13 protein-coding genes and 2 pseudogenes are annotated in these 13,550 nt (G+C 67.1%); 4 read left to right on the forward strand and 11 right to left on the reverse strand.

What is annotated here, in order from left to right:
- Positions 1–80 precede the first annotated feature (80 nt).
- From EEJ42_RS04220 to EEJ42_RS04235, 4 genes are read left to right on the forward strand one after another with little or no spacing between them, the layout of a single operon-like run.
- Positions 81–1,049, forward strand: coding sequence for a metal ABC transporter solute-binding protein, Zn/Mn family (locus EEJ42_RS04220; RefSeq protein WP_123098657.1), 969 nt, complete (start codon positions 81–83; stop codon positions 1,047–1,049).
- Positions 1,050–1,063: 14 nt separating this feature from the next.
- Entirely contained in the window at positions 1,064–1,972 is a 909-nt protein-coding gene (locus EEJ42_RS04225) for a metal ABC transporter ATP-binding protein (protein ID WP_246096038.1), read from the forward strand.
- Complete coding sequence (locus tag EEJ42_RS04230) at positions 1,947–2,873, forward strand: metal ABC transporter permease (RefSeq protein WP_123098671.1); 927 nt, start codon at positions 1,947–1,949, stop codon at positions 2,871–2,873. The genes EEJ42_RS04225 and EEJ42_RS04230 overlap by 26 nt, the downstream gene beginning before the upstream one ends.
- Positions 2,870–3,748: a metal ABC transporter permease gene (locus EEJ42_RS04235; protein ID WP_123098659.1), complete on the forward strand. Its 879-nt coding sequence runs from the start codon at positions 2,870–2,872 to the stop codon at positions 3,746–3,748. The genes EEJ42_RS04230 and EEJ42_RS04235 overlap by 4 nt, the downstream gene beginning before the upstream one ends.
- A 20-nt stretch (positions 3,749–3,768) precedes the next feature.
- Here the strand turns inward: EEJ42_RS04235 and EEJ42_RS04240 are convergent, their stop codons facing one another.
- The 11 genes and pseudogenes from EEJ42_RS04240 to EEJ42_RS04285 form a co-directional block, all read right to left on the reverse strand.
- On the reverse strand, positions 3,769–4,068 hold the full coding sequence (locus tag EEJ42_RS04240; protein WP_123098660.1) for a hypothetical protein: 300 nt from the start codon (positions 4,066–4,068) through the stop codon (positions 3,769–3,771).
- A gap of 98 nt (positions 4,069–4,166) precedes the next feature.
- Positions 4,167–4,778, reverse strand: a pseudogene (locus EEJ42_RS04245) (class I SAM-dependent methyltransferase); the annotation flags it as partial.
- Between the two features lie 43 nt (positions 4,779–4,821).
- Positions 4,822–5,133 carry an integrase core domain-containing protein gene (locus tag EEJ42_RS04250; protein WP_246096036.1) on the reverse strand — a complete coding sequence of 104 codons (312 nt, stop codon included), beginning with the start codon at positions 5,131–5,133 and terminating at the stop codon, positions 4,822–4,824.
- A 104-nt stretch (positions 5,134–5,237) separates the two neighbouring features.
- A protein-coding gene (locus EEJ42_RS04255; protein ID WP_123098661.1) for an IS3 family transposase occupies positions 5,238–6,439 on the reverse strand; the annotation gives its coding sequence in 2 pieces (ribosomal slippage) (positions 5,238–6,148 and positions 6,148–6,439; 1,203 coding nt in all).
- Positions 6,440–6,496: 57 nt separating this feature from the next.
- Positions 6,497–7,189 carry a helix-turn-helix domain-containing protein gene (locus tag EEJ42_RS04260; protein WP_123098662.1) on the reverse strand — a complete coding sequence of 231 codons (693 nt, stop codon included), beginning with the start codon at positions 7,187–7,189 and terminating at the stop codon, positions 6,497–6,499.
- A 581-nt stretch (positions 7,190–7,770) separates the two neighbouring features.
- Positions 7,771–8,433 (reverse strand): hypothetical protein, encoded by a 663-nt coding sequence (locus EEJ42_RS04265; protein ID WP_123098663.1) that lies wholly within the window; start codon positions 8,431–8,433, stop codon positions 7,771–7,773.
- The gene (locus EEJ42_RS04270) at positions 8,430–8,879 is read right to left on the reverse strand and encodes a hypothetical protein (protein ID WP_123098664.1); all 450 of its coding nucleotides are present in this window, start codon (positions 8,877–8,879) and stop codon (positions 8,430–8,432) included. The genes EEJ42_RS04265 and EEJ42_RS04270 overlap by 4 nt, the downstream gene beginning before the upstream one ends.
- A gap of 16 nt (positions 8,880–8,895) precedes the next feature.
- Positions 8,896–11,322 carry a glycoside hydrolase domain-containing protein gene (locus EEJ42_RS04275; protein WP_123098665.1) on the reverse strand — a complete coding sequence of 809 codons (2,427 nt, stop codon included), beginning with the start codon at positions 11,320–11,322 and terminating at the stop codon, positions 8,896–8,898.
- 1,324 nt (positions 11,323–12,646) lie between these two features.
- A pseudogene (locus tag EEJ42_RS52440) lies at positions 12,647–12,760 on the reverse strand (ADP-ribosylglycohydrolase family protein); the annotation flags it as partial.
- A 46-nt stretch (positions 12,761–12,806) separates the two neighbouring features.
- Complete coding sequence (locus tag EEJ42_RS50620; RefSeq protein WP_184502924.1) at positions 12,807–12,947, reverse strand: hypothetical protein; 141 nt, start codon at positions 12,945–12,947, stop codon at positions 12,807–12,809.
- 241 nt (positions 12,948–13,188) lie between these two features.
- Positions 13,189–13,377 carry a hypothetical protein gene (locus EEJ42_RS04285; protein WP_123098666.1) on the reverse strand — a complete coding sequence of 63 codons (189 nt, stop codon included), beginning with the start codon at positions 13,375–13,377 and terminating at the stop codon, positions 13,189–13,191.
- Positions 13,378–13,550 lie beyond the last annotated feature (173 nt).

Below are 13,550 nucleotides of genomic sequence, written 5' to 3' on the forward strand. Positions count from 1 at the left end.
TCTTGGGGGCTGTTGGTGGTTGTGGAAATCATTTTCACTTAGTCTCGTGGCGTTCGTTCCGCCCCTGAGGAGCTCACGCCATGAGATCTGCCATAGCCCAACGCGTCCGCCCCCGTGCCCTCGCCGGAGGCGTCGCCGCCGTAGCCATGCTCGCCGCCACCAGCGCCTGTTCCACCGCGTCCTCGGACACGGCCGATGGCTCCGCCTCCGGCAAAGGGGATTCCGGCAAGGTGATCCAGGTCGTGGCGGCGGAGAACTTCTGGGGCAGCATCGCCCAGCAACTGGGCGGCAGCCACGTGCACGTCAAGAGCATCATCGACAACCCCGCCGCCGACCCCCACGACTACGAGCCGACCGCAGCCGACGGCCGCGCCGTCGCCACCGCCCGCTACTCGATCGTCAACGGCATCGGGTACGACTCTTGGGCCGACAAGCTGCTCTCGGCCAACCCGGGGAGCGACCGCACCGGGCTGAAGGTCGGTGACCTGGTCGGCGTCAAGCCGGGCGGCAACCCCCACCGCTGGTACTCCCCGGCCGACGTTCACAAGGTGGTCGAGAAGATCACCGCCGACTACAAGAAGATCGCCCCGGCCGACGCCGCCCACTTCGACGCGCGGAAGAAAGCCTTCGAGGCCACCACCCTGGCCCCCTACAACCGGCTGGTATCCGGCATCAAGTCCACTTACGCGGGCACGCCCATCGGCGCCTCCGAGTCCATCGTCACCCCACTCGCCCAGGGCCTCGGCCTGAAGACGCTCACCCCCGAGTCCTTCCTCGACGCCATCAGCGAGGGCACCGACCCCACGGCGAAAGACAAGACCGCCATCGACCAGCAGATCAAGAACAAGAAGATCAAGATCTACGTCTACAACAGCCAGAACTCCACCCCGGACGTGCGGGCCCAGGTGAAGGAGGCCAAGGCGGCCGGTATCCCGGTGGCCACGGTCACCGAGACCCTCACCCCGGCGGGTGCATCTTTCCAGGACTGGCAGGTCCGCCAGCTGAAGGGCATCCAGAAGGCCCTGGCCCAGGCCACGGGCAAGAAGTAAGGGTCGTGAGGACGATGGTCCGGATACGGGAGGCGGTGCGGTATCGTGTACCGCCGCAAGCCAGGACTACCGGACGCCGCGGCGGCGGTGAGGACACCGTGTCCCTGCGCGGCGCGGCCGTACGGGTCGGCGGACGCATCCTGTGGTCCGGGGTGGACCTGGAGGTCGGCGCCGGGGAGTTCGCGGCCGTCCTCGGCCCGAACGGTGTCGGCAAGTCCACCCTGATCAAGGTGGCCCTCGGACTCCTGCCGATCACCGCGGGCGAGGTACGGGTACTGGGCGAAGCCCCCGGCCGGGCCGGGCACCGGATCGGCTATCTGCCGCAACGCCGCAACGTCGACCCGTCCCTGCGGATCCGCGGCATCGATGTCGTGCGCATGGGCCTGGACGGTGACCGCTGGGGGGTGCCGCTGCCGCTGCCCGTACGGTTCAGCGCGCGGCGCCGGGCGGCTCGGGACCGTATAGCCGAGGTCATCGACCTGGTCGGGGCGAGCGCGTACGCACACCGGCCGATCGGGGAGTGTTCCGGCGGCCAGCAGCAGCGGCTGCTCATCGCCCAGGCGCTCGTCCGCGGTCCTGAACTACTGCTGCTGGATGAGCCGTTGGACAGTTTGGACCTGTCCCACCAGGGAGCGGTGGCGGCGCTCATCGGGCGGATCTGCCGAGAGGAGGGCGTCAGCGTGGTGATGGTCGCACATGACGTCAACCCCATACTGCCCTGGCTGGACCAGGTGCTGTACCTCGCCGAGGGTGGTGCCGCTGCCGGGCCGCCCCGGGAAGTCATCACCACGGAGACTCTGTCGCGGCTTTACGGGACCCCGGTGGAAGTACTGCGCGCGGGTGATGGGCGGCTGGTGGTCGTCGGCGGCGGGCACCGCGCGGCGGGAGGGGGAGGCCATGGTCACCACCCTGAGCTTGGCTGACACCTATCCGGCCTGGTCGTGGAACCCGGTGACCGATCTGCGGGCGATGTGGGCGTTCCCGTTCATGGTCAACGCCTTCCGGGCCGGCACCATCGTCGCCGTCCTCGCCGGCGTCATCGGCTGGTACATGGTTGTGCGTCGGCAGAGCTTCGCCGGCCACACGCTTGCGCAGGTCAGCTTCCCCGGCGCGGCCTGCGCCACCCTGCTGGGCATCACCCCGGTCGTCGGATACTTCGCCTTCTGCGTCGGTGCCGCCCTGGTCATCGCCGCCATCCCGCGTGCCGGGCAGGGCGGCAGCGGGCAGGAGGCGGCCCTGACCGGGACGGTCCAGGCGTTCGGGCTGGCCTGCGGATTCCTCTTCGTCGCGCTCTACAAGGGCTTCCTCGGCGGGATCAACTCCCTGCTGTTCGGCAGCTTCCTCGGCATCACCACCACCCAGGTGGCCGTCCTCGCGGCAGTGGCGGCGGTGACGCTGACCACGCTGGCGGTGATCGCACGGCCACTGCTGTTCGCCTCGGCCGACCCCGACGTCGCCGCCGTACGTGGGGTTCCGGTGCGCGTTCTGTCCGTGACGTTCCTTGTCCTGCTCGGCACGGCAACCGCGGCGACCAGCCAGATCACCGGCACCCTGCTGGTCTTCGCCCTGCTGGTGATGCCCGCCGCCACTGCCCAGCAGCTGACCGCCCGGCCCGCCGCCGGACTGGCCGTCTCGGTGCTGATCGGGCTCGTCGTGACGTGGACCGGGCTGATCGCCGCGTACTACTCCCCGTACCCGATCGGGTTCTACGTGACCACTTTCGCCTTCGGCATGTACGTCCTGGCCCGGCTCACGCGCCTTTTCGCGCAGGCCCTCGACCGGCGTGCCCCAGCACCCGCCCGCCTCTCCGGGGGCGCGGCATGAGCGTGTTCCACGCGTTCGACCACCCGTACTTCACGCACGCGCTGCTGGCCGGGACGGGGATCGCCGCGGCGGCGGGTCTGGTGGGGTACTTCCTGGTGCTCCGTGCGCAGGTGTTCACCGGGGACGCGCTTGGCCACGTCGCGTTCACCGGAGCGCTGGCGGCGCTCGCGCTCGGATACGACCTGCGGCTGGGACTGTTCGCGGCGACCGTCGTGTTCGCCGTGCTGATCGGCGCGCTCGGCCGACGGGGCCGCTCCGACGACGTGGGCATCGGCAGCGTCTTCGCCTGGATCCTGGGCCTGGGGGCCTTCTTCCTCACCCTCTACAGCACCCGCGGGGCCGCCCACGGCACCGCGGGGGTGAACGTGCTGTTCGGCTCGATCTTCGGCCTGTCGGCGGGGCAGGCGCGGACGGCGGCGCTGGTGGCCGCCGTGATCTGCGCCGCCGTGGCTCTGCTCGCCCGGCCGCTGCTGTTCGCCTCGGTCGACGAGGCGGTAGCCGCGGCGCGCGGTGTGCCCGTGCGGACGCTGGGCCTGGTGTTTCTGGTCCTGGTCGGGGCCTGCGCCGCCGAAGCCACCCAGGCGGTCGGCTCCCTGCTGCTGCTCGGCCTTCTGGCCGCCCCTGCGGGAACCGCCCACCGGTTGACCGCTCGCCCGTATCACGCCCTGGCCTTGTCGGCCGGACTCGCGGTGGCCGAGATGTGGACCGGGCTCGGGCTGAGCTACGCCGCGCCGCGGCTGCCCCCCAGCTTCGCCATCCTGGCCGTCGCCACCGCCGTCTACCTCGCGACACTCCTCACCGTGCGGCCCCGGCGGGGCCGCACGGTGACAGTGGAGGAGGAACGGGACGACGTGCCGACGCCGTCACGGCTCTGACCGGCAGGGGACGGAAGCAGTCAGTGGTCGTCCCAGTGGTCCTCGTGCTGGGCGTGGCGGTGTCCGTCGTGGACGTAGTCCACATGGTCGCCGTGCGGTATGGCGACGTGTCCGCAGTCGGCATGGTGCCGGTGGTCGTGGCCCTCGTGGATGGCGTGCCCGGTGGGCTCGCACTCGTCGACGTGGTCCTCGTGCGTCCGGTGCAGGTGGCCGTCGTGCACATAGTCGATGTGGTCGGCGTGAGGTACGGCGACGTGTCCGCAGCCGTCTCCATGCTGGTGGTCGTGGTCCGTGTGGGGAGTGTGGGTGCTGGTGGTCATGAGGTACCTTCTTTCTCCCCCCTGCAACAGGGTGCGCCCGGGGCGCCGCTGGCGCCATACCTCGGCAGAGAACTGTGTGGCCCGTGGTGCGTGGCGGTCTATCGGACGGCGACGAGGACGTGGCTGTTCCCGAACTGCCAGACGGGGCCCGCCTGGGCGAAACCCGCCTGCCGCAGCAGCTCGATGTGTCGGGGCAGGCATAGGCCATTGTGGCCGCCGCCTTCGCGGGACGCGGGCGGTTGTTTTCTGCGGCGCTCGGCGAGGAGGCCGGACAGCTCCGGATCCTTTGCGGTGGCCGCCCACCAGGATCCCCAGTCTTCGTGGGTGAATGCGCGCAGCCGCTCGGAGCGCCGGTTGCCGACATGGGTCGCGAGCTGCGTCGGCTGAGTGTCGTCCGAGGGGAAGTGGTCGGCGTTGACGAGGACGCCGCCGGGACGCAGCAGGGCCGCGAGATGGTGATAGGTCCGCCGCAGGGAGTCCTCGGCGAGGTAGTGCAGCGCCGTCGTGGAGACGGCCGCGTCCAGCGGGCGGTCCAGGTCCAGTGCGTCGGTCCACCCGGGCTCGCCGATGACCGTCTCAACGTAGCGGGCCGCGTCGGCGTGGCGGGTACGGGCAAGCTCCAGCAGCAGCGGGTCCATGTCCACCGCGACGATTTCCGCCTCCGGCAGCCGCCTGGCCAGCCGTGCGGTGAGCGAGCCGGGGCCGCAGCCGTGCGGGGTTCCACAACACGGCCACCTGTGATGACCTGCGTTTCTACGCCGCTCGCTCGTATTCGTTGATGAGGCCGCCGAGACGCTGTCGGCGCTTGATCCGCTCGTGAGAAGGGTCGGCGATGGGGTGGTCGGGCCGTGGCGGGTGGAGTTGTTGTCCGCGGTGGGGTCTTCGTCCGTTGTAGTGCTGGATGTACTCGTTCAGCACGGTGCGTAGGTGGCGTCGGCCGAAGATGAGGATCCGGTCGGTGACCTCTGAACGGACGGTGCGTACGAATCTCTCCGCGTACGCATTCGCTTGGGGGCACCGCGGAGGGATCTTTACGACTTTGATGCCCTCGCTGGCGAGGACCATGTCGAACGACCTGCTGAACTGGCTGGCACGGTCGCGTATGAGGAAGTCGAACTCGGATGTGCGGTGGCCGAGGTCGGGCCTTGACCTGCAGTCTTGGACACGGGCTATGCGGCTTGGGCCAGGGTAGTTGATGTTGTGTCGAGTGCTGTCTCGTAGGCGATGGGACTGCGTTGTCCGAGGCGGGAGTGGCGGCGTCGGGTGTTGTAGCGGCTGAGCCAGCGGAACGCGTCGAGGCGGGCCTCGCGTTCGCTGGACCAGGTCTTGCGACCCTGAAGCGTCTCGCGTTTGAACGTCGCGTTGAAGGACTCGGCAAGCGCGTTGTCCGCCGAGCTGCCGATCGCGCTCATGGACTGGCGGACGCTTGCCTGGCGGCAGGCGTCGGCGAAGGCCCGGCTGGTGTACTGGGCCCCGTGGTCGGTGTGCATGACCGCCCCGGCAAGGCTGCCGCGGGTCCGTTCGGCGGCGGCCAGGGCCTCGATGACGAGGCCGGTGCGCATGTGGTCCGCGATGGCCCAGCCGGCCAGGCGGCGTGAGGCGAGGTCGATGACGGTGGCCAGGTAGAGGAACTTCCCGCTGTCCAGAGGGAGATAGGTGATGTCGCCGACGTACTTCGTGTTCGGCTCGCTTGCCGTGAAGTCGCGGCCGATGAGATCCGGGGCCTTCGCCGCGGCCGGGTCCGCAACGGTGGTGCGGTGCCTGCGACGCAGCCGCACGCCTGCCAGGCCGATGCTCCGCATCACACGCGCGATCCGCTTGTGGTTGATGCGCTCGCCCGCCTCGCGCAGTTCGGCGGTGATCCTGGGGACGCCGTAGGTGCCGTCCGACTCGCGGTGCACGGCCCGTATCCGGGCGGCGAGGCGGGCGTCGGCTGCCTGCCGGGCGGCCCGGTCCGCGGCCGTCCGACGCCAGTAGTAGAAGCTGGAGCGGGCGATGCCGAGGATGGTGCACAGCCGCTTCACGCCGTAGCGGCGGTGGTGGTCGGCAACGAACTGGAAGCGGTTCACCAGCGCGTCTCTCCGGCGAAATACTTCGCTGCCTTGCGCAGGATCTCACGTTCCTCCTCCAGCTCACGGACCTTCTTGCGCAGGGCTGCGTTCTCCTCCTCCAACGGCGTCGGTGGCTCGGTCGGCACCTCCGCCCGGCGTCCCCGAGGCCGGCTCGCGCCGGCTGCCCGCACCCAGTTCCGCAAGGTCTCGGGATTGATCCCCAGATCGGCGGCGACCTGTCGGATCGTCGCCTCGGGCCGCGACTGGTACAGCGCGACCGCGTCCGCCTTGAACTGCGGCGGATAGTTCTTCATGACCACGAGATGTCCGTTCTCAGATCCTCAGGATCCAGTGTCTCGTGTGTCCAGGATCAAGGGTCAAGGCCCGTCCATCAGGAGATCGCGGGCCTGTTGCGTGGTCCAGGGGCCGTCCGGATGGCCGGTCACTCCGAGGACGTGCACGTACCGGGTGCCGACTTCCATCGCAAAGAGCACATACAGCCGCCGCAGGGTGACGGCGCAGTCCACGTGGAAGAAGTCGACGGCGAGTGTGGCCTGGGCCTGGGTGCGGAGGAAGTGCCGCCACGTTGTGTCGGTCTGCCGTTCAGGTGCCGGGGGTATCTTCCGGCGTTTGAGGACTCTGCGGATGGTGGAGGCGCCCACGCGGTGGCCGAGCTTGAGCAGCTCGCCCTGGATGCGCTGGTATCCCCACGAGGTGTTCTCCCGGGCGAGTTGTTCGATGAGCCTGGCGATCGCCTGGTCGATCGGCGGGCGGCCGGTTCGGTTCGGGTACGTCCACTTCTTCGTCACCAGTCGGCGGTGCCACCGCAGAATCGTGTCGGGTGTGACCAGACGGTGCCGTCGCAGTCGCCGCGGCAGCTGTCGGATCAGCACGGCGAGGTACGCGCGGTCGGCCCAGGTAAAGCGCGGCTTGGGGTTCGTGCGGCGCAGCACCGCTACCTCGTGCCGCAGAACGAGCAGCTCGATGTCCTTGGATGTGGAGGAACGGCAGAGGAGCACGCACCAGCCGAGCAGCCGGGTGAAGATCAAATAGAGCAGGCGAAGCGGCACAATCCGAGTCCTTCCCAGCGAGTGCTACTCCACTCATTACCGCTGGTCATCGCGCCGGGCCGAGTTCTGGAACCCCGCAGCCCACCGAACTCACCGCATAGCCTCAACCACGGATCGCCGAGTGGCCGTCGATACACCACACCAGCGGACGTGACCGGGCTATCCAGAGGTGTCAGTGAGCCGCGTCGAGTCCCTTATGGGGTGAACGCAGTCTAGGACGTCGCCACTCCTCACTCTGATCCCACGAGTGCCAGCACGCAGCTCAACCAGCAGTGATGAGTTTCTGAACAGCTCAGGATGCCGTCTTCCTCATCCGCGACGTTGCCTTCGCCGGGAATGGCCCGCAGAAACGCGTTCGCCGAGGTGGATACGCGCAGCCCGCACCGAGTGGACCGACGATCTTCTCATCACGGGTGAATGACACCTGCTTCAGCCCTCCGTGCCGAGCGATTCCATCGCGCACGTATGTGCAGCCGGCCTCGCATCCGCGCGAGGCCGGCCGGGCCCGCTCCACCGCCCGTATGCCGCCCCTGAACCATGGACTCGATGATGTCGGCATGCCGGGCGATCGCGCTATGCCCCTATGAGGCTTGCTTCTCGAACGCGCGCGACGCACGTCGGCGCTTCGGCTCGAAGGCGTCGATCGCACCCGCACCCTCGTCGCCGGGGCCGTCGTTCCAGCCTCGGATCTTGCGGGCGACGCCCTTCAGTCGGGGGTGGCCAGGCTTGAGGGTGATCTCGAAGTGGGACTCCTTGGGGGTCTCGAAGTCACCGCCCCAGGCGACGGCACCGCCGAGTTCGGTCAGGATGTCCCGGATGACGACCAGTTCGTTCGGGTACAGATTGCCTTTCGCCCCGGCCGGATACCACGCGGAGCGGATCGCTATCGCGCTGCCGGACAGGTAGTTCGACTCGTACGCCACGGTCACCTTGCGGTCATGGGTCCAACCTCGGACGTCGCCAGCACGTAAGGTGTCGATTTCGTAGTGGAATCGCCGGGCGACGTGCAGGAGGATCGTGGCGGCGTCCCCCTCGGCGAGCGAGACCTTCTGGCCGCTGCCCTCGATGGTGAGACCGGGCGCCTCGTCCAGGATGGGCCAGCCGTTCTTCGACGCGGAGCCGTTCCATCTTCGGGTGTCGGCGGAGGCGTGGTTCGCTCCACCGAGGTCGATGAGCGTTACGGCAGCCGCGACGCCGGAACTGGCGCCCACGAACCGGCGCCGTGACAGACCAGCCATTTTCATGACTGATTCTCCCTTCTGGGTAAATTGGTGATATATGCGGTGCCGAACCGCAGGAGGACGGCGATCGCGGCCAATGAGACGACGGCACAGACCACGATGGCCGGGTTGACCCATGCGGGCACCAAGTCGTAGTGCGCGTTGCACTTGTTGTGCAGTGGAAAGATCTTCTGGAACTCCTTGGCATGGGCGTCCCAGTATGTTTCGTCGTAGCGCTCATGATGGACGAACTGGCATGTGTCTCTCACGTCGAGACCTGTCCTGAAAGTTCCCCAAATCCAGGAAGCGAGACCCGCGAAGAGCGAGACAGAGCACAAGCGCGTCCACCACATGGGCCGCTGCCAGGACCCGTTTCGTAGGCCGGTGAGGATGCGGAAGAGGTTCCACAGGTTCCATATCAGCCATACGATCAGGGCCGCAGCGACCGCGAAAAAAGCGACTTGCTTCATGCCTCTGTTCTAGCCGTTATCGCCGAGCGGAGCGTGCGCGCGCCGCCTTGAGGTACTTTGCGTGATTTTCCTTGTACAGGGCCGCGTTGCGCTGTTCCATCCCCATGCGGGCCTGCAGCGCGTCGACGAAGCCCTGCTCGTAACGGCTGAGTTTGTCCCCGCCACCGGGAATGTTCTGGTAGTCCGACGGGAGCGCTGCTCCGGCTCCGGTAATCAGGTACAGCTGAGCGGGGGAGAGCGTTCCGTCCACTGCGGTGAGGGCGTTGTGGGCGGAGTCCTTGCAGTCCGTGGCGTTGCCCCATCTCTGGGCGAAGTAGTTGTTGAAGCGCCGCAGGCCACCTCCGCCGTTGTAATGGTCCTTGACGGCCTCGACGATGGTCTTGTTGCTGCGCACGGCTCGGGCGACAAGGTAGCCGTCGGCGTCCTCGATGAGGTCGTTGAAGCCGAATGACGAGGAGACGCCGGGGACCCCGAGCTTGTCGTGGGCGAACTGCAGCGGATCGGCGTAGTCCTCTTCGGAGTTGCGCCAGTCGGCCCAGAACGTCATCAGGTCACCGGCCCAGCCGCCGACGTCCCCTCCGTTGGCGGCCTTCTTGTTGCCCGGCTGGTCGGTCAGGAGGTGTGCGTTGGCCGTGGCCATCATGTGCTCGGCGCCGAGTTGGTAGCCGGTGAAGGGGTCGGTAAAGGATTTCCTGATGCTCATGCCTCGGGAATCGCAGTACGCGACGAAGTCGCCGTCGTACGAGCCGATGAGGTACCACCAGCCCAGCTTGTTGGTAGTGCCCTTGTTTCCGTAGGTGTAGTGGCGGATGTACTCCATCACGAGCTGGCTGCGCTTCTGGCCGCTGGCTCCGTACGAGCCGGCCAGGTCGTACAGCTGCTGGATGTAGGTGATGAAACTGTCCGCAGGTCCACCTGTGTCACCCACCGTGGAGACGCCGCGGTCGATTCCGGAGACGACGTCACGGTCGAGGTCGAACGAGTCGGAGCCGTTGGTGACCTTGAATTCCTTGATTTGGTTGAACGACCAGTTCCTGGGGATGGGGAAGCCGAGATTGCCGGAGAACCCCCAGGACATGCCGGAGACGAAGGAGAAGCGGGCGAACGTCTTGTCGCTGACGGTGGTGCAGACATTCCGGGAGCCGTACACCCCGTGGGTGTATTTCTTGCCCTTGCTGGCGAGGGCGGCCTGTACGCCATGGAAATACGGCACGATGGCGCTCAGGATCTCCTCGCCGGTCGCGTCGTAGTCCACGGCGAAGTAGATGGTGGTGCCCCGATTGAAACCGTAGCCAGATGCCTGGTTGTGTGCGTTCAGCCCATGCTGGTAACCAGTGGTGTACGAGAAGTCTTCGAGCTTACGGGCGTTGTCCTGATAGATCGGGAAGACCTTCAGTCCATTGCTGAAGATGGTATCCAGTTCGCCCGGCTTGATCTCCTTGTCGAGAGTGGAGCCGGGCGGGTCGTATATGTACCGTCCCACGAACCGATAGCCGTTATTGTACATCCACTTGGCGCGGGAGGCGGTGATTTCATACCGTGTGTCCGATCCGGTCGCGGGACGGTCAGGGTCGCCCATGGACACCAGTAGTTGGGCCCATGTCGCGTAGTCGCCCCTGCCGTTGTCAGTTAGCTTGTTGAACCTTTGAAAGACCGCGACCCAACCGGCGAGTTCGGAGTCGAAGCTGGACCGCCAGGTCGTGTTTTTCTCGTTGTTGTCCGCTCCGTAGGTCGGAGAGTTGAAGACACACGCCGCGGAGAAGAGCTGGACGAATACCCCGGAGGCGCCCTGGGCGAGGGGGTGGGCCTTCAGGCCATCCTGGGTAGCGGGGCCGAAGTTGCCGGTCGGCGCGGAGATGCCTAGCTCGTACTGGAGAGCGATCATCAGCGACTTCTGGACATCACGGGAGTAGATGCCGTCGCAGGGACCGATGTTGTAGGCGTCACGGGACCAGTAGCCGTCGTTGAGCCACTGCTGGATCGAGCGCACCTGGTCGGAGCCGCCGGCTAGGAGGACGTAGGAGTCCATGTTGAGGATGGCCTTGGTGATCTTTGCGTTGATCACGCCTTCACCGCCGATGCCCATGTTCTCGCGGAGCTTCTCGACAGCATCGCGGGTGACGCCGGTGAACCATCCCTCGCTTCCGGGCTCGACGGCCCAGTACCCCTTGCACCATAAGCCGAACTCAAGGACGGCCACGAGGTTGCGGTTGTCGTCCCACTCGAAGCCGATGTCGCCGAGGGCGGCCAACTTCGCGTATGTTGTGGGACCGAACGACGCCACGACCGGACTGATGCCGAGTTCGTGCTGAAGCGCCATGACGAGGGAGTTCATGGTTCCCCAGCCGGTACGACCGTCCTCCGGGCAGCGCACGTAGCCCGCGACACTGCCGTAGTGGGAGTTCACCCACTTCTGGGCTCTGAGAACTTGCTCGTCTGCCACAGCAGATTCCTCTCGTGTGAATATTCAGGGACGAGCCCGCGCCCCGGTAGGGCGGGGGCGGTATGTGACATCGGCCCTGTAGTGCCTCGGCGGCCGAATGCGACTCGCCCGCCGGAACAGACGGAGAGCGCGATCAGGCCGGTGTGCCGGCGCGCCGGTGACGGCGACCGGTGGAGCGCGGGTTCAGTCGCGGATGTGAGGGGACCGTGTCCGCTCCGACGCGCGAGCATCAACAAGCGGCGCAGCCTCGACAAGGGCATGCCGCGCGGCCCGTACGGCTCCGGACGGGGCGGCGGTGACCTGCGGCCGCATCGTGCAGCTGGCCCCCGTCGGTCATGGAAGCGACTCCGCCACCGCGGGGGGCGTCATCATCGGGTCCCAGTTGAGCAGATCGGCTCACTCGTGAACTGCCCCACTGCGCCTTCCCCCTTCAGCCGGCCGCCTCAACTCGGCGATCCGGCACAGTCCAGCGCCGGGGCACTCTGCACCCGGGGCACCAAACAGACCCCTGTACAAGAACTCCAGATGGTCTCCCCAACCTGCACCTTTCTTACACGATGAACCTAACTCTGTATTCGTGGCCTAGACCAGTACTCTCAGGTAACAAGATTGCATCTCATGGGCGGTTGAGCGGCGTCGACATGCGCCGAGTCCTGGCTGCATGATGCCGTCGTGGTCAACCAGAGGCGGGGTAGCCGTCGGCGGTTGGATCGTCGCCGCGCCGGTCCGCGCATCGTCGCCTCCATCCCGGGCAACCTCCAGAGCACCCTGCTGAACAGCGGACAGATCTGCGCGGAAGCTAGCGGACCGCGCGAAGAGCACCGCTATGGCCCGGCCGCCGCAGTGTGGACCAAGGGCTTGCCACCGTCCTCCGATTGGCCGCGGACATCCGAGCCGACGACATGTTCGTCAACAAGCTGCCGTCCCGAACGCGCCGCACCCTGGGGCGGCTTCGGTGCCAGCGGTCAGGCCCCGAGGCGGAGGGGCGGCTGCCGATCCTGGACGAAGAGTTCGCCGTCGTCGAGGAGGCTCGCCCCGACTGGTCCAAGGCCGCTCGGATGGCGACCTCGAAGAGGCCGAGGAGGTGGCCCATGACTTGTCGACGGACGGGGCCACCGTGGAGAACGTGGCGAACAGCAGCGCTCACGGGGGCGCAATCCTCGACATCGACGGCATGCCGGAAAACGTCCTCGCCTGGATCGCGGCCCACAACTGAGAGGGTGCACGCATGCCGTCACGCATCGAGGCACTGCGGGAACCAATGCTGCCCGTGCGATTACATGAAGAGCGCGCCCAAGTAGGGGAGAGGCACGAGCTGTCGGGGGTTCTTCGGCTCGTACGCGGCCCACCGCTGACAGCGGGTGAAGATGGCCAGCAGACCCAACCCGTCCTGCTCGACCAAAGACTCCGCGACCAGAACCGCCACCTGTGTGCCAATGACCGCGCCGGCTGCGCCTCCCCTCCAGGCCGCTCGACCAGGTTACTCAGTCCGAGAAGCCTACGGTGGCCAGGGCGGGCGAGAAGGTGCTCTTCCCTGTGGGGCTCATCGTCTCTTGGACGGACTGGATCTTCTCGCCGGTGGTGGTGGCGGTGGATGTCACCTTCGTCGGCGCGTCCGTCGTCATGATTGCGGGGGCCTGGGCAGGTCGTTCCTGCGAGGAGGGATCTGCCTTGGTGAAGCCTTTGCCCGAGTTCTTGATCCGTTCCAGGCCGGCGCGGACGCCGGGAGTGAGGACCGGGTTGACTGCGGGGCCCCAGGGTGGAGATGTCTGTGTCCGAGGGCGCGTTGATTCGGGTGACCTCGGTGCCCTTGGTGTGGAGGGTGCCGGTGGGGTGGCCGGTGAGGAAGATCCGGACCGCCGCGCCTTAATGGAAATCGAGGTTGCCGAGCTTGCTGGCGGCGATGACGGCTGGTCTGCCGTGCCCGGTGAACAGATTGGCGTGCGCGGTGGCGGCCCCGTGCGGCGATCGGTCGTCCTTCACCGGGACGGCGCTGGTGATCTCACCGTCCGTCACGGCCGCGCCAGTCGTCTTCCCTGCCGTGTTGACGCTCACTATGCGCGTCTTCGTGTTTCGAGGGTCGTTCATGTCCCGGGAGCCGGTGAACGCGGCGGTGCGGGTGTCCCTGTTGCAGGTCGGGTCGAACTAGGACTTGTCCGGGCGATCATGTCCGGAGCCAGATGACCAGGGCCGATGCTGTTGCGGTGCCGAGGAAGATGTAGCCGCGC

The organism is Streptomyces botrytidirepellens, assembly GCF_003721215.1.
GTDB lineage: Bacteria > Actinomycetota > Actinomycetes > Streptomycetales > Streptomycetaceae > Streptomyces > Streptomyces himastatinicus.